Origin of the sequence: Salinicoccus halitifaciens, from assembly GCF_021026095.1 — a bacterium.
GTDB classification, from domain to species: domain Bacteria; phylum Bacillota; class Bacilli; order Staphylococcales; family Salinicoccaceae; genus Lacicoccus; species Lacicoccus halitifaciens.
Map to the genome: position 1 here is coordinate 154,951 of NZ_JAJNCU010000005.1, position 23,448 is coordinate 178,398.

Annotated in this window: 23 protein-coding genes; 19 read left to right on the forward strand and 4 right to left on the reverse strand. The window is 48.7% G+C overall.

Translation table 11 applies throughout. From position 1 onward, the window contains the following. Nucleotides 1-14 precede the first annotated feature (14 nt). Complete coding sequence (locus LPW40_RS10875) at nt 15-830, reverse strand: metallophosphoesterase (protein WP_230822266.1); 816 nt, start codon at nt 828-830, stop codon at nt 15-17. Nucleotides 831-991: 161 nt separating this feature from the next. Between LPW40_RS10875 and dhaK the strand changes: the two genes are divergently transcribed. The 4 genes from dhaK (at nt 992) to LPW40_RS10895 (ending at nt 3,283) form a co-directional block, all read left to right on the forward strand. Next, nucleotides 992-1,954 carry a dihydroxyacetone kinase subunit DhaK gene (gene dhaK / locus LPW40_RS10880; RefSeq protein ID WP_230822267.1) on the forward strand — a complete coding sequence of 321 codons (963 nt, stop codon included), beginning with the start codon at nt 992-994 and terminating at the stop codon, nt 1,952-1,954. An 11-nt stretch (nt 1,955-1,965) separates the two neighbouring features. Further along, nucleotides 1,966-2,547 (forward strand): dihydroxyacetone kinase subunit DhaL, encoded by a 582-nt coding sequence (gene dhaL, locus LPW40_RS10885; RefSeq protein ID WP_230822268.1) that lies wholly within the window; start codon nt 1,966-1,968, stop codon nt 2,545-2,547. Then, on the forward strand, nt 2,547-2,909 hold the full coding sequence (gene dhaM / locus LPW40_RS10890) for a dihydroxyacetone kinase phosphoryl donor subunit DhaM (RefSeq protein WP_230822269.1): 363 nt from the start codon (nt 2,547-2,549) through the stop codon (nt 2,907-2,909). Before dhaL ends, dhaM begins: the two co-directional genes overlap by 1 nt. A 191-nt stretch (nt 2,910-3,100) precedes the next feature. Then, complete coding sequence (locus LPW40_RS10895) at nt 3,101-3,283, forward strand: hypothetical protein (RefSeq protein WP_230822270.1); 183 nt, start codon at nt 3,101-3,103, stop codon at nt 3,281-3,283. Between the two features lie 53 nt (nt 3,284-3,336). On the opposite strand, the gene LPW40_RS10900 is transcribed toward LPW40_RS10895, so the two are convergent. Further along, complete coding sequence (locus tag LPW40_RS10900; protein ID WP_230822271.1) at nt 3,337-3,894, reverse strand: sugar O-acetyltransferase; 558 nt, start codon at nt 3,892-3,894, stop codon at nt 3,337-3,339. A gap of 132 nt (nt 3,895-4,026) precedes the next feature. On the opposite strand from LPW40_RS10900, the gene LPW40_RS10905 reads away from it, so the two are divergent. The 12 genes from LPW40_RS10905 to LPW40_RS10960 all read left to right on the forward strand — a co-directional run bounded on the left by LPW40_RS10905 (nt 4,027) and on the right by LPW40_RS10960 (nt 15,917). After that, entirely contained in the window at nt 4,027-5,277 is a 1,251-nt protein-coding gene (locus tag LPW40_RS10905; protein WP_230822272.1) for an amidohydrolase, read from the forward strand. A 265-nt stretch (nt 5,278-5,542) separates the two neighbouring features. Next, nucleotides 5,543-5,761: a heavy-metal-associated domain-containing protein gene (locus LPW40_RS10910; RefSeq protein WP_097040692.1), complete on the forward strand. Its 219-nt coding sequence runs from the start codon at nt 5,543-5,545 to the stop codon at nt 5,759-5,761. 22 nt (nt 5,762-5,783) lie between these two features. Next, nucleotides 5,784-7,679 (forward strand): heavy metal translocating P-type ATPase, encoded by a 1,896-nt coding sequence (locus LPW40_RS10915; protein ID WP_230822273.1) that lies wholly within the window; start codon nt 5,784-5,786, stop codon nt 7,677-7,679. 150 nt (nt 7,680-7,829) lie between these two features. Then, nucleotides 7,830-8,477, forward strand: a complete 648-nt coding sequence (locus tag LPW40_RS10920) for a Crp/Fnr family transcriptional regulator (protein WP_230822274.1) — start codon at nt 7,830-7,832, stop codon at nt 8,475-8,477. A 189-nt stretch (nt 8,478-8,666) separates the two neighbouring features. Further along, on the forward strand, nt 8,667-10,289 hold the full coding sequence (locus LPW40_RS10925; RefSeq protein WP_230822275.1) for a BCCT family transporter: 1,623 nt from the start codon (nt 8,667-8,669) through the stop codon (nt 10,287-10,289). An 87-nt stretch (nt 10,290-10,376) separates the two neighbouring features. Continuing rightward, nucleotides 10,377-10,931 carry a DUF4256 domain-containing protein gene (locus LPW40_RS10930; RefSeq protein WP_230822276.1) on the forward strand — a complete coding sequence of 185 codons (555 nt, stop codon included), beginning with the start codon at nt 10,377-10,379 and terminating at the stop codon, nt 10,929-10,931. Between the two features lie 170 nt (nt 10,932-11,101). Next, entirely contained in the window at nt 11,102-12,430 is a 1,329-nt protein-coding gene (locus tag LPW40_RS10935; RefSeq protein ID WP_230822277.1) for an ABC transporter substrate-binding protein, read from the forward strand. 8 nt (nt 12,431-12,438) lie between these two features. Beyond that, nucleotides 12,439-13,326, forward strand: coding sequence for a carbohydrate ABC transporter permease (locus LPW40_RS10940; protein WP_230822278.1), 888 nt, complete (start codon nt 12,439-12,441; stop codon nt 13,324-13,326). A 2-nt stretch (nt 13,327-13,328) separates the two neighbouring features. Beyond that, entirely contained in the window at nt 13,329-14,171 is an 843-nt protein-coding gene (locus tag LPW40_RS10945; protein WP_230822279.1) for a carbohydrate ABC transporter permease, read from the forward strand. 105 nt (nt 14,172-14,276) lie between these two features. Beyond that, entirely contained in the window at nt 14,277-14,759 is a 483-nt protein-coding gene (locus LPW40_RS10950) for a CHAP domain-containing protein (RefSeq protein WP_230822280.1), read from the forward strand. A 16-nt stretch (nt 14,760-14,775) separates the two neighbouring features. After that, nucleotides 14,776-15,297 (forward strand): GNAT family N-acetyltransferase, encoded by a 522-nt coding sequence (locus LPW40_RS10955; RefSeq protein WP_230822281.1) that lies wholly within the window; start codon nt 14,776-14,778, stop codon nt 15,295-15,297. A 5-nt stretch (nt 15,298-15,302) separates the two neighbouring features. Further along, on the forward strand, nt 15,303-15,917 hold the full coding sequence (locus tag LPW40_RS10960) for an FMN-binding negative transcriptional regulator (RefSeq protein WP_230822282.1): 615 nt from the start codon (nt 15,303-15,305) through the stop codon (nt 15,915-15,917). A gap of 256 nt (nt 15,918-16,173) precedes the next feature. Here the strand turns inward: LPW40_RS10960 and LPW40_RS10965 are convergent, their stop codons facing one another. Together LPW40_RS10965 and LPW40_RS10970 are read right to left on the reverse strand one after the other, a co-directional pair. Beyond that, nucleotides 16,174-17,694, reverse strand: coding sequence for an ABC transporter permease/substrate-binding protein (locus tag LPW40_RS10965; protein ID WP_230822283.1), 1,521 nt, complete (start codon nt 17,692-17,694; stop codon nt 16,174-16,176). Continuing rightward, nucleotides 17,691-18,647, reverse strand: a complete 957-nt coding sequence (locus tag LPW40_RS10970) for an ABC transporter ATP-binding protein (protein ID WP_230822284.1) — start codon at nt 18,645-18,647, stop codon at nt 17,691-17,693. The genes LPW40_RS10965 and LPW40_RS10970 overlap by 4 nt, the downstream gene beginning before the upstream one ends. 281 nt (nt 18,648-18,928) lie before the next feature. Between LPW40_RS10970 and fdhF the strand changes: the two genes are divergently transcribed. The 3 genes from fdhF (at nt 18,929) to LPW40_RS10985 (ending at nt 23,407) form a co-directional block, all read left to right on the forward strand. Beyond that, nucleotides 18,929-21,892, forward strand: coding sequence for a formate dehydrogenase subunit alpha (fdhF, locus tag LPW40_RS10975; RefSeq protein WP_230822285.1), 2,964 nt, complete (start codon nt 18,929-18,931; stop codon nt 21,890-21,892). Next, on the forward strand, nt 21,892-22,566 hold the full coding sequence (locus LPW40_RS10980) for a helical membrane plugin domain-containing protein (RefSeq protein ID WP_230822286.1): 675 nt from the start codon (nt 21,892-21,894) through the stop codon (nt 22,564-22,566). The genes fdhF and LPW40_RS10980 overlap by 1 nt, the downstream gene beginning before the upstream one ends. Nucleotides 22,567-22,699: 133 nt before the next feature. After that, complete coding sequence (locus LPW40_RS10985; protein WP_230822287.1) at nt 22,700-23,407, forward strand: ferredoxin reductase domain-containing protein; 708 nt, start codon at nt 22,700-22,702, stop codon at nt 23,405-23,407. Nucleotides 23,408-23,448 lie beyond the last annotated feature (41 nt).

Consider the following 23,448-nt stretch of genomic DNA (forward strand, 5'->3'; position numbering starts at 1 on the left):
CCCTTCCATCCATTTTAAATTTCTATGACATAAAATGCATTTCCAATCTCGGTTCTTATATCATCTGTCCGCCATTCCCTTTTGTATCCGAGACACGGGCATATATAAGTGATGCCGTTTTCCGTGAGCGAATGCCGGAAATGTACATGTCCCATGATGCTGTAATGCACCGGGAAATCGTTGCATATTGCATCGAAGTCGCTCGTCCCTATGAAGGCATTGTAATAGTCGAAAAGCCTGTGCGGCATCGGCACCCTGAAGCGCTTTGATGTAACGATGTGCGTTACGAGTATGATTTTCCTATTACCAAGGGGTTCAAGATCTCTCCTCACTGTCTGTGAGAACTGCCTGGACATCTCGACATCGTTATAACGCCATGCGATATTATGTTTATCCTGCCATGTTCCGCCGTAATACGCACGCTTCTCCAGCCGGTTGTAAGAAAACTCCCCGGAGGCATATGTGTAGTCGTACCAGCCGGTGTGCCCCGCTATCGCCCATTCCTCATTGACGATATAAGGGCGTTCCACGAGGCATTCGGGCTGCTCGGCATAACGCTTCAGAACTTCCTCGGTATCCTGCGTGATTTCCTTCTGCCAGAGATCGTGATTGCCGGGAACAAACTTGATTTCAGTGCCGCTTTCCTCTGCAACTGTGCGGATGAAATCCATCGTCAGTTCATAACTGTTTGAGATATCGCCTGCAATCAGCAGCAATTCTACATTGCGGTCTTTTACCTCATTAATCAGAGCTTCCTCATATAATGGTATATTGTCTTCACTGTTATTATAACGGTCAATATGCAAATCAGATATGATGCCTATCCTCATTTTCAAAACTCCATTTACTGCGTAATTCCTTCTCTTCACCATTTTCCATTTCTTTGTTCAATTTGTCCAATGTTATTAATGGACTGCATGCCGATTTCACCGGTCTTTTATTTTCAATGGAATTGTTAATGCGTATAATGGAGGGAAAGGGGGATTTTAAAATGAAGAAACTGATCAACAGCCGGGAACATTTTGTGAGCGATATGCTGAAAGGCCTGAAATTCACCGATTCGAAAATCGAAATCATCGCAGATACCGTCGTCGTCAGGAAGAACAAGAAGGAATCGGGGGTCGCACTCATCACCGGTGGCGGCAGCGGCCACGAGCCTGCGCATGCCGGATATGTTGCTGAAGGCATGCTGGATGCAGCCGTCTGCGGGGAAGTCTTCACGTCTCCTACACCGGATAAAGTGCTTGAAGCCATCAAGCATACAGACAACGGTGACGGGGTCCTTCTCATCATAAAAAATTACTCCGGTGATGTCATGAACTTCGATATGGCCAAAGAGATGGCTGAAGCGGAAGGGCATAAGGTGGATTCTGTAATCGTCAGGGACGACATTGCAATAGAAGACGCTGAAATGAGGCGCGGTGTGGCAGGGACAGTACTCGTCCATAAATATGCCGGCTGCCTTTCAGATAAGGGTCAGACACTCGGTCAGATCAAGGAAAAAGTGGAAGAGATGATGACCAGCCTGCATTCGATCGGCATGGCAATCCATCCATGTATGGTCCCTACAACAGGGGAATACGGCTTTGACCTCGGTGAAGAGGAAATGGAGATTGGCATCGGCATCCACGGGGAAAAGGGTATATACCGAGAAAAGATGGAATCCGTGGATAAAATTGTGGACCGGCTGCTTAATGAACTTTATAAATATAATGACAATGACGAATTGATCGTGATGATCAACGGAATGGGCGGGACGCCGCTCAGCGAACTGTACATCGTCACTGACAAAGTCATGAGCGCCCTGGATGATCAGGGTGTGAAAGTCTCAAAACTGCTTGTCGGTGATTATATGACCGCGCTTGATATGCAGGGCTTTTCAATCACTGTTTTGGATCATGACGACCATGTGGTCAGTGCATTGAATGCCCCGACGGAATCCACACACTTTTAAGGAGGAGACTTATGAATAATACGATGCTTCTGCAAAGGCTGCACAAACTGCAGGAAACCTTTACGGAAAAGGAGACTGAACTCACCGCACTGGACCGTGAAATCGGTGACGGGGATCACGGGGTGAACATGAAGCGGGGGTTCAACGCCGTAAAAGAAAAAGTCACGGAAAGCAGTACACAGGAAATCCTCAAACAGACCGGTATGGCACTGATGGGTTCAATCGGCGGCGCAAGCGGTCCTCTCTACGGTTTCAGCTTCGTCAAAATGAGTGAAGCGGCAAAAGATGAAATTGATGTGGAGAATCTCAGGGAGCTTCTTGAGATTTTCGCTGAAACAGTCAGTTCCAAAGGCAAGGTCAGCGGCGGTGAAAAGACGATGTACGACGTCATATCCAGGGCAAAAGAAGTGCTGGGTGAAGATGGCGCCCTCAAATTGGAGGACCTTCAGAAACTGGCGGATGATACCAAAGATATGATCGCCACAAAAGGACGTGCCGCATATTTCAAGGAAAAATCAAAGGGCACGGTGGACCCCGGCGCCCAAAGCGCAGTATATCTGTTAAGTGCATTTACACTTGAGGAGGAAGCATGATGACCGAAATTTTAATCATCAGTCACAGTAAAGATATTGCATCCGGTACAAAAGAGCTCATTGAACAAATGGCTCAAGGCGTCACTGTCCATGCCTCCGGCGGTGTCGGCGGGGGCATCGGTACGAACATCGGCCAGATCGACCATATGCTTTCCGAGGTGGAAAGTGACACCATCTGTTTTTTCGATATCGGATCCAGCCTGATGAACCTTGAGATGGCAGTCGAAATGTATGAAGGTGAACACGAAATTCATATTGCCAATGCACCGATAGTGGAAGGCAGCTTCCTGGCGGCGGTTGAAATAAGTATCGGCACAAATACCGCTGAAATAATGGAGAAGTTGAGCGAAATGGTGAAGTGACAGGGGTTGTATCGCATGGCATTATAGAGAAATAACGGTATGCATTACGCCATCATAACGCCCAGCGCACGGTGGATTTCTGAGTGTCTTACAGGTGCAGCAGGTTGTGAATCTTCTTTTATAATTAAGAACTTCCTCTAACGGGTATGCATAAAATACCACATGTTAAAAAGATTCAGGAAGGTGATAGAATGATTCTCAGGGCGATTTTGGGTACGCTTGTAATGATCTTTTTCATCATCCCTTTTATAAAAAGGATACAGAACGACCGCAGGGAAGGTAAGGATATAAGCAAATGGAGCGTTACCTTCATTATCATAGCTGTAGTGCTTTGGCTCTTCATGATCACATGGGTCGTCATGTATTACGCATAAAAGGTGAGCCGCATAAAAACAACTCCCGCATCATTTGATGCCGGAGTTGTTTTTTAATCGATTTCCCTGATTACATGACAGGGGACGCCCATTGCCAGGGTGTTGGGCGGGATGTCTTTTGTCACGACACTGCCTGCCCCGATGACGCATTTCTCCCCGATTGTAACGCCGGGCATAACGCTCACGCCCGCGCCGATCCAGACGTCGTCACCCACAGTGATTGGGGAAGCTTTCTCCAGCCCTTTGCGGCGCTCTGCTGCATCCAGTGGATGTTCGGCAGTGTAGAATCCGCATGAAGGACCTATGAACACATTATCCCCCAAAGTGATTTCCGCACCGTCCATGAAATAGCTGTTCATATTGATGAAAACATTTTTGCCGAACTTCACATGATAGCCGTAATCCACCATGAAAGGGCTCGATATATTGAGGTTTTCAGGTATATAACCGAGCAGTTCCACAATGATTTTCTGTCTTCCTTTTTCATCGCCGGGATTCATTTGATTGAATGTATAACAAAGGTTCTGCGCTTTATTTCTTTCCTCCGATAATATCCGGTCATAATTTGCGTTGTACCATTCACCGGCAATCATTTTTTCTTTTTCATCCATATGGACTGCCTCCAATACTGATATATATAAATTCTACAACCCTTACAGGGCAATCTCAAATATTAGTGATATAATTTACTGTAAATTCAAATATGATCACGAGGTGAGAAAATGAAAAGGCTTCAAAATCAAATGGTCACTTGGCGCAGGGATTTTCATAAGCATCCGGAACTTGGATTCCTGGAGATGCGGACCGCTTCCATAGTCGCAGAACAGCTTGAGGAACTGGGGTTCGAAGTCCAGCTTGGCAGAGAGGTCATGCACCCTGATTTCTGCATGGGTAAACCGGATGAAAAAGCGACAGCCGCCCATCTTGAATGGGCAAAGCGCCACGGGGCGGTGGAGAAATATTTACCGCACTTTGAAGAGGGTTATACAGCAGTGGTGGGCATACTGGATACCGGCACACCGGGTCCGACAGTGGCATTCCGGGTGGATATGGATGCACTGCCCGTCTACGAAAGTGAAGCGGACAATCATTTCCCAAACCGCAACCGTTTCCGGTCGATCAATGAAAATATGCATGCATGCGGCCATGATGTCCACACAACAATCGGTCTCGGGCTTGCTGCGATGCTCAGTGAACATAAGGATGAACTGAGAGGGCGGATAAAGCTCATTTTCCAGCCGGCGGAAGAAGGGGTCCGCGGTGCGAGATCCATGGTGGAAGCAGGGGTTGCAGATGATGTGGATTATTTCATCGCTTCACATATCGGACTGAATGTGCCGTTCAACCATTTCATCGCTTCCAATAACGGTTTCCTGGCATCATCAAAAATCGATGTATCATTCAAAGGCGTCGCTTCACATGCGGGCGGTCATCCTGAAGAGGGGAAGAATGCGATGCTTGCCGCAGCTTCTGCGGTTTTAAACCTGCATTCCATCCCAAGGCATGCAGACGGGGCCACCCGCATCAACGTCGGGGAAATCCATGCAGGCAGCGGCAGGAACATCATTCCCGACAGCGCCGAATTAAAAGTTGAAATACGCGGCGCCACAACAGAACTTAATGAATACATGAAGTCCTATGCCGAGAAAGTCATTGAAGGTGCGGCAATCATGCACCAAGTCGATTATGATATCACCCTTGCAGGGGAAGCGATCAGCGCCAAGGGCTCACCGGAACTCGCATCAATCATGCACAAGTCGGCAGAGAAGGCCGGCCTCACCAGTGAGCTCGAGAACAATTCCGCAGCAGGCTCTGAAGACGCCACCTACTTCATGGAAGCCGTGCAGAAAAGCGGGGGCTATGCGACTTACTGCATCTTCGGCACCGACCTTGCAGCCGGCCATCACAATGAGAAGTTCGATGTCAATGAAGACAGCATGATGTCTGCCGCCCGTGTCCTGTTCGAAGCCGCTGAAACACTGACACATGAATGACCCTTACACCGTACGTCCATTCCAAAGAATGGCGTGCGGTTTTTTTATTTGGAAAATCTAAGATCTTTACATCATTTCTTGATCCGGGTCAATTTTTAACCCTCCACAATCCGGTAAAGTTATAAGTGACAAAAGTGAACCGCACGAAACCAGCGCTTTAAAAAGAGTTCTTCAAAACTTGACCTGGGTCAATTCCTTATCTGAAGAATTGACATACAATTAAGTTAATAAAGAAAACAAATATATCAAGGAGGGGTTTTCAGTGATGAAAACAAACTTAAGAACAGAAGATCTGACTTGTCCGAGCTGCATTAAGAAAATAGAGTCCGGTATCGGTAAAAAAGAAGGTGTCAGCAAGGTGGACGTAAAGTTCAACCTCAACAAAGTTACGGTGGAGCATGACGAGTCGGTCACAGGAGACGAATTGAAAAATGTGATAGAAAAACTCGGATATCCGGTCAAATCGGTGAAATCATCCGCATAAAATATGATAAGGAGGGACAAACATGGCCCTATGGTTTAACAAACACTTGAACAAATTGATGTATACATCCGGCGCACTGATCATCATCGGCCTCATATTCATGTTCGCAGGCTTACCGGTCATCCGTGATGTCACATTCGTACTCGCGACACTGATCGGCATCGGTCCGATCATCCAGCGCGCATGGAGCGCGCTCACGGTTAAAAGTTTCAGCATTGAATTATTGATCACCATTGCAGTGGCAGGGGCATTATTCATCCAGGAATATACGGAAGGTGCGATTGTGACATTCCTGTTCCTCTTCGGCGCTTTCCTCGAAAAGCGCACCCTTGCCAAAACGCGCAGCTCGATCCAGTCGCTTCTCGATATGGCGCCTGATACGGCAAGGGTCATCCGGGAGGGTGATATCGTCGAAATAGATATTGATGAAGTGGAAGTCGGCGATACAGTCATCGTCCAGCCGGGCGGTAAAATCCCGGTTGACGGCACAATCATCAAAGGTAAGGCGCAGATCAACGAATCCGCAATCTCCGGTGAATCCGTACTGCAGAATAAAACCCTGGAAGATGAAGTGTTCAGCGGCAGTATCATAGATAGCGGATATATTGAACTTGAAGCGGTGAAAGTCGGGGAGGATACGACATTTTCAAAAATCATCGAGCTGGTGGAAGAAGCATCCGAACGTAAGAGCGGCACCGAGAAATTCCTTAACCGTTTCGCACAGTACTATACGCCGGGCATCGTAGTTCTCGCAATACTGGTGGCAGCCATCACGCAGAACATACACCTTGCGATAACATTCCTTGTGATCGCATGCCCGGGTGCCCTGATCATTGGTGCACCTGTCGCATATGTCGCAGGCATCGGCAACAGTGCGAAGAAAGGTGTCCTCGTCAAAGGGGGCGAGACGATCGACCAGTTCGCAAAAATCGATACAGTCATATTTGATAAGACAGGTACATTGACCGAAGGCCGTCCGAGTGTGACAAGCGTCGCAGTCTACAATGGTATGGACGAAGATGAACTCCTTGCTCTCTCGGCATCACTCGAACAGGTGAGTGAACACCACCTTGGACGCACAATCATCAAAGAAGCAGACGACAGGAAACTTGATGACCGCTTCAAAGTCGAAAATGCAGAAGCGATCAAAGCACGCGGTGTCAGCGGTGTGATCGAGGGGGACAAATACTATATCGGCAACAAGAAATTGATCGATGAACAGAACATCAACGTTTCCGACGGCATCCTGGAAGATTACATCAGTGAGCAGAAAGAGGGGCGGACGGCGATGTTCATCACGAAAAATGATGAAGTCATCGGCTTGATCTCCATCATGGACAGGATCAAGGAAGATGCACTTGAAGCAGTCCGGACACTGCGTGATAAAGGCGCGAAGAAGCTTGTCATGCTGACGGGTGACAACCGTTACGCAGCGGAAAAAGTCGCAAATATCCTCGGCCTTGATGAATTCCATGCAGAACTGCTTCCGGATGAGAAGATGGCCTACATTGAAGAAGAGCAGGCGGCAAAACGTAAAGTTATGATGGTCGGCGACGGCATCAACGATGCACCGGCACTCGCACTCAGTGATGTGGGTGTTGCAATCGGCCACGGCGGCACGGATATCGCAATGGAAACTGCAGATGTCGTACTGATGAGTGAAAAGCTCAGCAAGCTTGCAATCGGCTACACCATGTCGAAATCCACATTCAACGTCATGCTGCAGAACACCGCGATCGCATTGCTCACAGTAGTGCTCCTGCTGCTTGGAGTCGTCTACGGCTACATCCATCTTGCTTCCGGCATGCTCATCCACCAGGCAAGCGTCCTGGCAGTCATCATCAACGCAATGCGCCTGATGCCGATGAACAGGAAAGACAACGAAGCAGAAGTCGCAGCCAAAGAAGCCACAGTTTAACCGGCATTTCCTTTAAAAGCACCCTTTCGGGTGCTTTTAATTCGTCATATATGCCTCAACCTCATTTCCTTTTCAGAGGTCGTACCAATGTTATAATTGAATTAGTATGCATCAAGCACAGGCGGACAAAATATTCAGGAGATGATTCAATTGAAATTGAAAGGCCATCAGTTGTGTGTCAGCAGAGTACCCATCTTCAGCCATCTGGATGATGGGCAGTTGCGCGAAGTGTTCTCCAAGATAAACCATAAGCACTTGAAGAAGGGTGACTACCTGTACATGGCGGGAGACCGGAATGAGTCGCTGTCGGTGCTGCACAAGGGCAGAATCAGAATCTACAGGCTGAACCCGGAAGGCAGGGAGCAGCTTGTCAGGGTGCTCGGCCATGCAGATTTCACCGGTGAAATCGCACTTTTCAACGATGAAAACATCCACGAGTCCTATGCCGAAGTCATGGAAGATGCACAGGTGTGTACAATCAGGCGGTCTGACATATATGAACTGATGCAGAAGTACCCGGATATCGCCATCAAGATCATTGAAAGCTTCGCCGAAAGGTTGAATGAATCTGAATCAATGACTACGAATATATCACTGCTCAGCAGTACTGAAAGGCTCCGGGAGTATATACGCACTCATACGGAAGGGGAATTCCTGAAACTCGGGATGCCAAAAAAGGAACTGGCATCCTACCTGAGCATGCAGCCTGAAACACTCGCCCGCAACTTCAAAAGACTGGAAGACGAAGGGTCCATCAAAAAGATTGATAATAAAACTTATGACATCATCAATATATGATGCCTGCAGAGGCCAGGCACCCGGATCAAGGGGCCTGGCCTTTTTATTTTGACCGTATATAAAGTGAAAAAAGGGGAATAACCACTTAATCCGGTTGAAAATCGGAAGCACGATTGTTAGTATCAATAACGTTGCTTTAATTTTATATGATTTGTACACAATATATCATGTTACGGAGGAGGAAAAATCTTGGCGAAACGACAACGCAACAGAAAATTTTCGGATGTATTCATCTACGGGGTGGTCGTCATCGTCCTCATCGTCTTGCTCGGCGCATTTTTCCCGGTCAGTTTCGGGGAAATTTCCGGCTCGATATCTGATTGGATCACTGAATACTTCGGTTGGTATTACATGATACTGACTACATTGCTCGTTTTCTTCTGTGTATTTTTACTGCTCAGTCCAATCGGTAAATTAAAGCTCGGCAAGCCGGATGAAAAACCGGAATTCCGTACGGTATCATGGCTTGCCATGCTGTTCAGCGCCGGCATGGGGATTGGTCTCGTGTTCTATGGGGCGTCGGAACCGATGTCGCATTATGTCGCACCCCCGAGTGCAGAGCCTGAAACCCGGGAAGCGATGCTCGAATCCATGCGGTCCACATTCCTTCACTACGGTTTCCATGCATGGGCGATGTATGGTGTCGTCGCACTGGCACTGGCATACTCACAGTTCAGGAAAGGCGAAGTCGGCCTGCTGTCCAAAGTGCTCCGCCCATTATTCGGAGACCGTGTTGATGGCCTGCTTGGGATCATCGTGGACGTACTCGCAGTCTTCGCAACAGTGATTGGTGTTGCCGTATCCCTCGGCATCGGCGCCATGCAGATCAACGGCGGCCTGAATTACTTATTCGGTGTACCGGTCAACCTGGTCTCACAGGGTGTGATCATCGCTGTAATCACAGTTTTATTCCTGATCAGTGCCTGGTCCGGCCTGAGCAAAGGCATCCAGTATTTGAGCAACTTGAATATGGTCCTTGCCGGCCTTCTGCTCTTATTCATACTGATCGTCGGTCCGACCATACTCATACTGAATATGATGACGGCAGGGACCGGACAGTACCTGGGCACCTTTATGACGCAGAGCTTCGATGTGGCACCGCTCGATGCCCAAAAGAGTGAATGGATGAGCACCTGGACGATCTATTACTGGGGCTGGTGGATGAGCTGGAGCCCGTTCGTGGGCATCTTCATCGCACGCGTTTCACGCGGCCGCACCATACGTGAATTCGTCATGGCGGTTTTATTCGTACCGACCCTGATCGGCATCATATGGTTCAGCGCCTTCGGCATGACCGGAGTCTCTGTCGGACGGGAGTTCCCCGGGATATTTGAACTGCCGGCAGAGACCCAGTTGTTCGCGGTCTTCGACCAGCTGCCATTAGGTTTGATCCTATCCTTCATTGCCGTGCTGCTCGTGACGTCTTTCTTCATCACATCTGCAGACTCAGCGACATACGTCATCGGCATGCAGACGTCTTTCGGTTCACTGACGCCCACAGGTAAAGTGAAGATCACATGGGGCATCGCACTGTCCGCCATCGCTTATGTACTGCTGCTTGCGGGCGGGCCGACAGGCCTCAACGCTCTGCAGTCGGCGGCCATCATATCGGCGCTGCCGTTCAGTATAGTGGTCATACTGATGGTCCTCGCTTTCTTTAAAGATGCAAATGCCGAGCGGAAATACTTCGGCCTGACGATCAGTCCGGATAGAAAGCGTTATGAAAACTATGTCAAAGGCTCGACAGAAGAGTATGAGGAAAATCTCGAGGAGTACAGAGAGAGGGCCAAGGAAGACCCTCCGGGAATATAGTCAGCTCAACAGGCCGGCCGCATTTTTGTGCGCCGGTCTTCTTTTATTGTAAAATATATTCAACGATATACGAGGGAGGTTGTTCCAATGAATAAAAGAGCTTTATCCCAGGAGGAAGAAAGCGGCTTATTGGAGACGCTGGAACAAAGATTCACACAAAATGCACACAGGCACGCAGGCATTACATGGCAGGAGGTGGCATCCAGACTGCAAAGTGACCCGGAGAAATTATGGTCATTGAATGAAATGGAAGCTACCGGCGGCGAACCGGATGTGACCGGCCGTGATGGGGACGGGTTCATATTCATGGACTGCTCCCAAGAGAGTCCGAAAGGCCGGCGCAGTCTCTGCTACGATCATGCTGCTCTTCGATCGAGGAAGAAAAATAAGCCTGAAAACTCTGCAGTGAACGTGGCTTCGGAGATCGGCATCGAGATTTTAACAGAAGATGATTACAGAAATCTTCAGTCCAGTGAATCCTTTGACTTGAAAACTTCGTCCTGGATCGAGACGCCTGAGGAAATCAGGGAGCTCGGCGGTGCATTATTCTCTGATCACCGTTACGGCAGAACCTTCACATACCATAACGGGGCCGAGTCGTATTATGCTTCCAGGGGCTTCCGGGGAAAACTGAAAATATGAGTTTCACCGTTCCCGCTTCAGCCGGTCATCATCAGATGGCCGGTTTTATTTTGCTGTTCATCAAGTATTTAAAATATTCTATTTACTCATAGAGAAGAAGCAGAAGCTGTGCTACAATTGAAGTGAATTTTTTATATTTGAATTACATGTATATGAAGGGACTGAATGTAATGAAGAAAATTTTCTTTTTAGTATTTTTAAGCACCGTCATATTGGGGGCCTGCGGCGGCTTCACCACGGGCGACTCTGATAGCTCATCAGACAGCGGCGGTTCCGAAGGTGCGGAAGCACAGGATGAAAAAATCGTTCTGGATTTCTGGACTTTCTGGGGTTCAGAGCAGCGCAGACCGGTCATCGACCAGATCATTACAGACTTCAATGACTCCCAGGATGAAATTGAAGTGCAGCATACTTACACCCCTTGGGGGGACATCTGGACCAAGAACCTGGCGGCAATTGCTGCAGGAGATCCGCCTGACGTCATCATCAATGACATCATGACGGTCAAGCTGCGTGCGGAGGAAGGCCAGATCGAACCCATCACTGAATACGTCGATGAAGAGGTCACAGGTCGTTTTTACGATCAGATGATGGATGCAGCAACCCATGATGATGAAGTTTATGCTTTACCGTTCAACACGGACACCCAGATCCTGTTCTACAATAAAGATCTCTTTGAGGAAGCCGGACTGGATCCCGAACAGCCTCCTGAGACATGGGAAGAGCTGGATGAATATGCCGGGCAGTTGGATGTACAAGAAGGGGACACTTATGAGCGCATCGGCTTCTACCCTCTGATCGGGGCAGGGACGGATGTCTGGATACTGAATGCCCTCGGCGAGAATTACCTGCAGGAAGACGGGGAAGTGCTGGTGGATACAGAACCTGTACATGAAGCGTTCAACTGGATCCTCGACTCCCAGGAAAAATATGGGCAGAACCAGATCACAAGCGTCAACTCCCAGTTTGAGAATGCCCAGCAGGATCCGTTCATGGCCGGAGACGTGGCGATGATGGTGCAGAATGCAAACTACTATGTGCAGCTGCGTGATTTTGCTGAAGATCTGAATTTCGGCGTCGCTCCGATTCCTGAACGTGAACCGGGCAATGGGAACACTTCCTGGGGTGGAGGGTTCGTGGCTGAAGTCCCTATGGGCGCAAGCAACCCCGAAGCATCCTATGAATTCATCGAATACCTGACCAACTATGATGCTCAGCTTTACTGGGCTGAACAGAACTTCGACCTGGTCGCCCACGAAGAAGCTGGTGTCAGTGCCGCCGAGAGCGGGGAATTCACAGATGCCGGACGTGAGGTCTATACGCAGATGATTGAGAATATGGATAATACACTGCTGACACCTCAGCCTGTCATCGCACCGGATTATGCGGGAACCGCCAATCCGATCTTTGAATCCATAGTGAGCGGCAACACTGATGTGGAAAGTGGTTTGGAAAATGCCCAGTCAGAGCTGGAGCAACTGGTTGAAGATAACCGGTAGGCCGTCATATGAATAGGAAGAAGGAAAACTTATTCGGGTATATCTTCATTTCTCCCTGGATAATCGGGTTCCTGGCGCTCACCCTGGGCCCGCTTCTGTTCTCGCTGTACGGCAGCTTTACAAATTACAATGTCGTCTCCCGGATGGATTTCGTCGGCCTGGATAACTACCAGAACCTCTTTACAAACGATAATCTGTTCTGGGTGTCATTGTATAACACTTTTTACTTTGTAATATTCTCAGTACCGCTGACGACGATTCTCGCCATACTGATTTCGACGATGATGAACCAGAACATTCCGGGCATGAGGGTCTTCAGGACGATTTACTATCTGCCGGCCATCCTGTCCGGGGTGGGGGTATACCTGCTGTGGATGCAGCTTCTGGATCCATCGACAGGGCTGGTCAACCAGTTCCTGGCCCTGTTCGGCATAGACGGGCCGAACTGGCTGTTCGATCCCGACTGGGCAAAGCCTTCGTTGATCTTCATGAAGCTGTGGAGTGCCGGGGGCAGTATGCTGCTTTATCTTGCCGCCATGCAGGGCATACCTAAAACCTTCTATGAAGCGGCACAGATTGATGGGGCTACAAGGGTGCAGATGTTCTTTAAAATTACATTACCGATGGTGTCGCCGATCATTTTCTTCGATATCGTCACAAGTACGATCGGCTCCTTCCAGATTTTCCAGGAAGCTTATGTGATGAGTGCGGATAATGCCGGCGCACCGGAGAACTCGTTACTGTTCTTTAACTTATATATGTGGATCAGGGCGTTCAACCTCTTTGATATGGGTTATGCCATGGCAATGTCATGGATACTCTTCGTCATCGTCCTGCTGCTCACTCTTCTCAACTTCTGGTTGTCCAAGAGATGGGTCCACTATGAAGGAGATTGAATATGTACAACACTAAGAAGATGAAATTTTGGAAATCTGTCAATCTCGTCCTTTTGATCGTCGGCGCCCTTTTCATGATTGCACCCCTCTTCTGGATGGTCTCGATATCCTTGAAATCACTGGAGGAGATATATCAGGGCGGTTTTAACTTCATTCCTGAAGATATTCAGTTTTCAAACTATGCAGCAGTTTTTGAAATCATTCCGTTCTTCACTTACTTTGTAAACACTTCGATGATCACTGTACTTGTCGTGCTCGGCAACGTATTCGTCAATGCATTCATTGCTTACGGCTTTGCCAAAATCCAGTTCAGGGGGCGTGAGACACTCTTCATCATCGTCCTTTCCACCATGATGCTGCCGGGGTTCATCACTTTGATCCCCCAGTATGTAATCTATGCGAACCTTGGACTGGTGAACACGTATTATCCTTTGATACTGCCGGCATTCCTTGGAAGTGCGTTCAACATCTTCCTGCTGCGCCAGTTTTTCAAAGGTGTGCCGAACAGCATGATTGAAGCGGCTAAAATGGAAGGTGCAAACCATTTCTATATATTCTTCAAGATTGCACTGCCGATGGTCAAGCCTGCACTGTTCACCGTTGCGATATTTTCATTCAATGGTGTATGGAATGACTTCCTCGGCCCGCTGCTGTACTTGAACGATGAATCGCTTTATACGCTGCAGCTCGGTCTGCAGGTGTTCAAGGAGCAGAGTTCCACTCAGTGGCATTACCTGATGGCCGGGTCACTGATGGTTTTATTCCCTGTCATAGTGCTGTTCTTCATATTCCAGAAGTACTTCATCACAGGTTCCAATATACTCGGACAGACGGAAGAAAAATAAACTGCAGCCTGCGGGCTGCAGTTTTTTTGCCTGCTTGTGCCGCTGAATGGAAATTGCCCGGTGAATATGATATAAACGGATTAATATTGAATGAACGGGTGAAATATGAAGAGATTAATATTTACATTGGTTGTCCTTCTGATGATCGGCGGCGTGTATTATGCCGACCGGCAGTCCGAAGAGGGATTGTGGGAAGATATCAAATATGTGATTCTGCCCGATCCCATGGCAAACAACACGTATGATGAAGGTGAGTGCACCTATCATGTTTTCGAACTTGTGAAGGGCGATGCCAACATGATCGAGAAAAGCTGGGGTGATGCCGAACATTGGGCAAATCGTGCGGAAGCGGACGGCTATACAGTGAACCGGAACCCTGAAGAAGGTGCCATCTTACAGACTTCAAGAGGGGAGATCGGACACGTCGCCTATGTCACAGCCGTCACTGAGGATTCCATTGAAATCAGTGAAATGAACTATTACGAGCCTTACGAAGTAACGGAGAGAACGATAGAATCCGCAAACATCGAAGACTATAATTATATCCACCCCAAAGAGAATCCGCGGCCGAAAGATACTGGGGAATGACGACAGGAGCATCAAAATGACTGTAAAAATCACCGAAGTGACGATTGACGACCTGAAATTGCTGCAAGATATGAGCCGCCGGACTTTCGACGAGACATTCCGGCCACAAAACACACCTGAAAATATGGCTGCTTATCTTGACACAGCGTTTACAGATGTGAAAATGATTGCCGAATTGAATGATGAGCATTCATTTTTTTATTTCATATATTACGCTTCTGAGCCAGCAGGCTATTTGAAATTGAACGTTGCAGGCGCCCAGACCGAAGATATGGGAGAAGACGCATTGGAAATAGAACGCATTTATCTCCTCGAGGAATTTCAGGGTAAAGGCCTTGGAAAAGCTTTGTTCCTGCATGCACTGGAAGTGGCAGCTTCACTGGATAAGACTTCGGTCTGGCTCGGTGTATGGGAGAAGAACCCCAAAGCCATCCGCTTCTACGAACGGCTGGGCTTCGTCCATGTCTCTTCACATGAGTTCTGGATGGGGGATGACCGGCAGACCGACCTGATTATGCAACTATACATTGAGGAGTAGATGAAATGTACATTCCAAAACATTTTAAAGTAGACGATATTGATGAAATAAAAAACTTCATCAACCAAAATGGCTTTGGCACCATCATCACTGTAAAAGACGGGAAACCGCAGGCAACACATACACCGATGATACTGGAGGAGGATGCAGCCGGGGAGTGGACGATCACCGGACATATCTCCAAAGGCAATGACCAGTGGAAATCTTTTGACGGTCACGAAAATACTCTGCTCATGTTCCAGGGACCGCATGCCTACATATCCTCCACATGGTACGAAGATGAAAACGTGCCTACCTGGAATTACCAGTCGGTCCACCTTTACGGCCATTGCAGGCAGATGACGGAGACAGAGATGGAAACCGATCTCATCAAACTCCTTGATAAATACGAAGGTCACGATTCGGACGGGGCGACTTGGGATAATTTGTCCGAAACGACCCGCAAGCAGATCAAGGGCATCGTCGGATTCAAAGTGAAAGTCGAAGAAGTGCAGGCCGCATACAAAATGAGCCAGAACAGGAATGAAGACGATTATCAAAACATCGTTCATGAGCTGAACGAACGCGATGAACTGATGGATGAAGAGATTTCCCGGGAAATGAAGCGGATCCGCCGTTAACAAATTGAAGAGCACACGAATCTGATTTGAAATGCATAGGCATAATTTTGTGGTTCGTATATCTCTTAATAAGTGAGGGAATTTATACGTTTCAAGGAACTCAAATCGAATTACTCCCGGGAAATTAACGACTTATACGAATATGCAAGCCCAAATCGCATTACTAACAGTAAATCAGCAACTTATACGAATCAGAAAGCAGGGGGAGCCTTTTCGGCTCCCCCTGCTTCTTTGAATCATCATATTTTTATCAAAATCACTCACTGATGAGTCCTGCTTCCAGCAGATAAGTTTCCGCAACTTCATAAGGGTCTGCATCTTCGACGCTCACCTGGTAGTTCATCTGCTGCATCTCTTCATCGGTGATCTGTCCTCCGAGCCTGTTGAGCGGCTCTATGATTTCCGGATGTTCTTCCAAAAATGAAATCTTGAACATCGGAGCACCGTTATAAGGCGGGAACACATTTTCATCATCTTCGAGTATGACCATTCCGAACTGTTCAAGCTCCGCATCCGTCGAGTAGGCATCGAGCAGGTTGATGTCCCCTGACTCGATCGCCTGATACCTGAGAGCCGGCTCCATCGTGCTGACATCATCGAACTCAAGACCGTACACTTCCTGGATGGCAGGGTAGCCGTCTTCTTCCCGGTCGTTGAACTCAAGCGTGAAGCCTGCACTGATTTCGTCTTCTATGGACTGCAGGTCGCTGATCGTTTCAAGTCCGTGTTCTTCTGCAAATTCCTCTTTGACCGCGAGCGTATACGTATTATTGAAGGCCATCGGCTCAAGCAGTGTCATATCGTACTCTTCCTCAAGGCTCGTCCTGGCCTGCTCGTACACTTCCTCCTCCTCACGTGACTCGAGTTCTTCCCGGGTGATCTCTCCAAGCACCGTCCCGGTGAACTCCAGATAACCGTCGATATCATCAGACTGCAGTGCACTGAATACAAAAGTGGTTCTGCCTAAGCCGTCTTCCACATCAACGATGTGATCCGTCTCTTCCTCGATCAGTATTTTATACATATTCGTGATGATGGAAGGTTCCGCCCCGAGTTTCCCTGCCACCGTGATGCTCTCCCCGCGTCCTGCAATGAGCGGAGCTACGGCGATCAACAGCAGCACGAGCAGGATCGAGCCGAGCGTGATGAGCATTTTTTTATAAGACAATCTCTGCAGTATGCGGAGCAGTATATCAAAGAATATCGCAAGCAGGGCTGCCGGCACCGCTCCGATGATGATGAGCGATGCATTGTTCCTGTCGATGCCGAGCAGTATCAAGTCACCCAGGCCGCCTGCACCGATGAGAGCTGCGAGCGTCGCCGTCCCGATGATGAGCACCATCGCCGTTCTGACGCCTGCCATGATCACCGGCATCGCAAGGGGAAGCTCCACCTTAAAGAGACGTCTTGCAGGTTTCATGCCGATCCCCTTCGCCGCTTCCACCAGGGAGTCATCGACCCCATCGATGCCTGTGTAAGTATTTCTCAGTATCGGCAGCAAAGCATATATCACCAGGGCGATGATTGCAGGCAGCGTGCCGATGCCGAACAACGGTATCATGAGCCCGAGCAGTGCAAGTGATGGTATCGTCTGCATCACTGCTGCGATATTGATCACCACTTCGGAAACCTTTTTGGTCTTGGTCAATAATATGCCGAGCGGTATACCGATCACCGCTGCAATCAGCAATGCTATAAAAGAGAGCTGTATATGTTCAACGAAAGCGGCAAACAGGTCACCCCTTCTGGAATCCAGTGTCGAAAGCAGATGATTCATCGCACATCACCACTTTCATTTTTGGATAGATACTTGAACAGGTCCTGCCGGCTGAGCGGTTTAGGCCCATCTTCGCCGGCGACGATGACTGTGTCATGGGTGCTGAAGTATTTGAACAGGGTATTGATGTCCGTTTCCTGCATCACTTCAGGTGCATCAGATGCAGGAACGTCATACAATGCCGGTAAGCTTTTCACGATATCCCCGGCAGTCGCCTGCTTCATCAAGTAGCCGTCGACATCCCCGATGAAATTACGGACGAAGTCATTTTTCGGGCTGGTGAGGAATTCTTCCGGTGTCCCGATCTGCTCCACACGCCCTTTATTGAGCAGGCAGATCCGGTCCCCCATCTTCAAAGCCTCCTGTATGTCATGGGTGACGAAAACCACCGTCTTTTTGATCTTCTTCTGCAGTTCAATCAGATCATCCTGGAGGCTTTCACGGCTGATCGGATCCAGGGCGCTGAAAGGCTCATCCATCAGGATGACCGGCGGATCCGCGGCCAGTGCCCGCAGCACACCGATGCGCTGCTTCTGGCCCCCGGAAAGCTCTTCCGGCAGACGGTTGCGGAATTTTTCAGGTTCAAGGTCCACCATTTCCAACAGCTCATCGACACGCGCATCAATCTCTTTATTTTTCCAGCCTTTCATTTCCGGCACCTGTGCGATATTTTCCTTGATCGTCATATGCGGGAACAGGGCGATCTGCTGGAGTACATAACCGATATCCCAGCGCATTTCATAAAGCGGGAAATCACTGATCGGCTGCTCTTTGAAATATATGTAGCCTTCAGTCAGTGGTATGAGCCGGTTGATCATCTTAAGTGTCGTCGTCTTTCCGCACCCTGACGGGCCGATGATCACAAAGAACTCTCCTTCTTCCACTTTGAAATTGACATCCTCCACCGCGAAATCATCCCCGTACTTTTTTGAGACATTTTTAAATTCAATCACTGTACATCCCCTCCATCCACTTCTCTTAATTTAATCATTCCCTTAACAGGCTTTCAAACAGCATCCTATCCCGACTATACCGGATAACAGGATATCACACCACAGCCGCCGTCACCCAGTCATTTATCTTAATTTTAGGATTACTTTAAAAGTTTACAGGGGTTTCCCTCTTTTTCAAGTTTTTTATTCCTGATATAATTATCTAAATAGTCCGAATATGTTTCATATTACTTTCCCGCGGGAAGATGCATATCAAACTGTATGAAAGGGGTCTAAATAATATGGCACAAATCGGAACAGAGACAGTTGAGATTACGCTGAACGGCACGGATGTCACTGCACCCAAGCAGGCAAGCCTGCTGAAATATCTTGAATCCAAAGATATCGACATACCCAGCTTATGTTACCATCCGAGCCTCGGTGCAATTGAAACGTGTGATACTTGTATAGTGAAAGTCAACGGCGAATTTGTACGTTCATGCTCAACGGAATTGAAAAATGGTGATGTTGTTGAAACCTACGGAAGTGAAGTGCACGAAGCCCAGCTGATCGCAATGGACCGGGTGATGGGCAACCATGAACTTTATTGTACGGTGTGTGACTTTAATAACGGCAACTGTGAGATACATAATACAGTCAAGGAAATGCGGATTGACCATCAGGAGTCGCCCCACAGCCCGAAAGGCCATGAAATACAGAGGAATGCTTTCTACCGCTATGACCCGGATCAGTGTATACTGTGCGGGCGATGCGTTGAAGCATGCCAGGATCTGCAGGTCAATGAGACGCTGCTGATCGACTGGACGCTCGAACGGCCGAAAGTCATCTGGGACCATGGCACGACAATAGACGAGTCTTCATGCGTCAACTGCGGACACTGTTCAACGGTATGTCCTTGTAACGCGATGATGGAAGTCGGAATGGAAGGGGAAGCCGGTTATCTGACGGGGCTTCTGAAAGATTCATTCAGACCGGCCGTCAATGTCACCAAAGAAGTCGAAACGGGCTACAACTCCCTTATGGTCGTATCTGATGTGGAAGCGGAGATGCGGGAGGACCGCATCGAGAAGACCAAGACGGTATGTACCTACTGCGGTGTCGGATGTTCATTCGATGTATGGACGAAGGGCCGCGAGATACTGAAAGTCGAACCCCGGGAAGAGGCGCCTGCCAACGGCATCTCCACCTGTGTGAAAGGTAAATTCGGCTGGGATTTCGTCAACAGCGAAGAAAGGCTGACCAAACCGCTGATCCGGAAAGGCGACAGCTTCGTCGAATCCACATGGGAGGAAGCTCTGGACCTGATAGAGTCCAAGTTCAAAGATAAGATCAAGGAGAAAGGCCCGGATAAGCTGGCATTCATTTCTTCCTCAAAATGTACAAATGAGGAATCATATCTGATGCAGAAGCTGGCACGCAGCGTCGTCGGTACAAACAACATCGACAACTGTTCAAGATACTGCCAGTCTCCTGCGACGATGGGGCTGTGGAGGACGGTCGGACACGGCGGCGACTCGGGAAGCATCACGGATATTGCACAGTCCGAACTGGTCATTTCCATCGGTTCGAACACTGCAGAATCCCATCCGGTGCTTGCCACACGCGTGAAGCGCGCCCAAAAGCTGCACGGACAGAAAGTGATCGTCAGTGATCTGCGCAGAAACGAGCTGGCCGCAAGAGCCGACCTCTTCGTTCAGCCGAACCCGAGTACGGATTTGATCTGGCTTTCCGGCGTGACCAAATATATCATCGACCAGGGCTGGCATGATGAAAGATTCATCACAGAGCACGTCAATGATTTCGATGAGTACTACAAGACGCTTGAAAAATACACTTTGGACTACACTTCGGAAATGACCGGCATGTCCAAAGAGGAACTGATTGAAATTGCAGAATCCATCCATAAGGCAAAAACGACATGTATCCTTTGGGCAATGGGCGTGACGCAGAAGCAGGGCGGCAGTGATACGAGCACGGCAATTTCAAACCTGCTGCTCGCGACAGGAAACTACATGAAGCCGGGCGCAGGTGCATATCCGCTGCGCGGCCACAACAACGTCCAGGGCGCAAGTGACTTCGGCAGCATGCCGGACCGCTTCCCGGGCTACGAATTCGTAACGGATGATGAAGTAAGAGCCCGTTATGAAAAAGGCTGGGGGACAGAGCTCCCGAGAGAACCGGGCCTGAACAACCATGAAATGGTCGATTACATCCATGATGGCAACCTGGATATGCTCTACTTGAAAGGCGAGGAGATGGGCATCGTCGATTCGAACATCAACTATGTGCAGGCAGCCTTTGAAAAGCTTGAGTTCTTCGTCGTACAGGATATCTTCTTCTCGAAAACATGTGAATTTGCGGATGTCGTACTTCCGGCGAGCCCGAGCTTTGAGAAAGACGGCACTTTCGTGAATACTGAGCGCAGGTTCCAGCGACTGTACCAGGTGTTTGAACCGCTTGAAGGCAGCAAGCCGGACTGGCAGATCATCATGGAAATCGCCAATCGCCTCGGCGCAGGATGGGACTATGAACATCCGGCCGAAATCATGAATGAGGCGGCATCACTCGCACCGCTGTTCGCAGGCGTCAGCTATGACCGCCTGGAAGGTTACGACAGCCTTCAGTGGCCGGTGAATGCCGATGGCACTGACACACCTTTACTGTTCACGGAAGGATTCCCGTTCCCTGACGGTAAGGCGCGTTTCTATCCGGTTGAATGGACTGAGCCTGTGGAGTTCGGCGAGGAATATGACATCCATGTCAACAACGGCCGTCTGCTTGAGCATTTCCACGAAGGCAATATGACTTACAAATCCGAGGGCATCACGATGAAGACGCCGGAAGTGTTCCTTGAAGTGTCGCATGAGCTGGCCGAGGAACGCGGTATTGAAGACGGTTCATTCGTGCGCCTGACTTCACCTTACGGCAGCGTCAAAGTTAAAGCGCTCGTCACCGACCGTGTATACGGCAAACAGGTCTATCTGCCGATGAACGATTCGGGGGATGGTGCAATCAACAAGCTCACAAGCTCCTATGCAGATAAGGACACGGATACACCGGCGTATAAAGAAGCTTCAGCGAAGCTTGAAGTGCTCGGGGAGAAGGGCACGAGTCCAATGCCTAAAATCAACCACAGGTACGGCAATCCGCAGCCGCAGATCGGTGTCGGCGTCGAACAGAAATGGGCACGTGCGGACTACATTTTCCCTGGTGATCTGGTCAAAGAAAGAAGGTCGAAAAAATAATGGCGAAACAGACGAAAGTCATACACAAGATGAAAATCGACCCTGAAGTGCAGCGCCAGCGCGAGTTAAAGGAACTTGAAAATCTGCTCGTCGAAAACCGCGAGCTGCTTGAGAAGCTCTTTGATATTTTAAATAAGCTTGAAGACCATGAAGTGTTGAACATGGTGAAGGGCGGACTCGCTGAAAGTGATGATATACTTTACAGGATTTTGACCGCAGTCGAGTCGTCCAGCGCCAGCAAATCCATCAAAAATGCCTTGCTGATGACCCAGATGCTCGGCAGGATCAATATGTCCGAACTCGAACCCGTCATATTGAAGCTGAACAACAGTGTGGAAATTGCCTCGGAATATGAATACAGGAACAGGGGCAAAGGCTGGTTCGGTCTCATCAAAACAATTAGAGATCCGCAGTTCATTGAAGGCATCAATGTCCTCACCCAGTTCGTGAAAGGATTTGGGGAGAATGCGGACGACCTCAAGAAGAAGTTCAAAGTGGAGGACTCCATTTCCACGATGAGTGATAAAGCCGAAGGTTATGAATTGGCGAAAGACGACCCTAAAGTCGATAACAAAAAGTCAGGGTCATTTAAGAAGACCGCGGCCATCGCGGCAGGGACAGGTGTCCTTAGTGTTGCCGCAATCGCAGTACCGGCTTTATTCTCTAAAAAATGAAGAGTGTGAAAAACCATGGACCGCGGGTCCATGGTTTTTTATTATCACTACAGGTCAGATTAATTGAGAATCGTTATCAGTTGGTGTATATTAGTGGATAATGAATATATTATTGACTGGGAGCATGAGATAAATGAAAATCTATTGGACGAAAATTGCTGATGTGATAGAGGAAACCCCGGAAACGAAGACGTATATACTGGAATGCCCTGAAGATTTTACATGGGAAGAAGGCGCCCATACCCACCTCGCACTGGAAGGATTCAATGCCGGAGAACGTCCGAACAGGCATTTGATCCGTCACATGTCGATATGTACACTGCCTGGTGAAAAGGCCATCGGCATCACCACAAGGATCAGACCCCAGCGCTCCGAATTCAAGCAGCGTCTGGATGACCTGCCGATCGGCAGTCAAGTGGCTTTATTCAAGACACATTCCAACGTGCCGCTGAGAAGGGAAGAGAGACCTGTGTACCTGCTGTCATCAGGTGTCGGGCTTGCGACTTTCAGGCCGCTTGTCCTGGACTTCTTCGATAACCCGGATAAAGTGAAGAAAGTCCATTCAGTGAACATCGACTCTTCCAGGAATTATTTATATCCGGACCTCTTTGTGCCGGACGAGGCGAAGCGGTTCCTGTCTGAATTCCTCGACAACCGGATGGAGTATTATGAAAAGGTCAGAAGACTCGCTGAAGACGAAGAAGGCCTGTTCTACATCGTCGGCAGTGATGAGTTCCTCTCCGAAAATATCAAAATCCTCTGCGAAGCCGGGATCGCGCCGGAGCAGATCATGCTTGATAAACACCCTGACAGGAAGCGGGCAATGATCGAATACTGTTAAAGAAAAGCCGTATCAGCTTAAGAAGAGCTGATACGGTATTT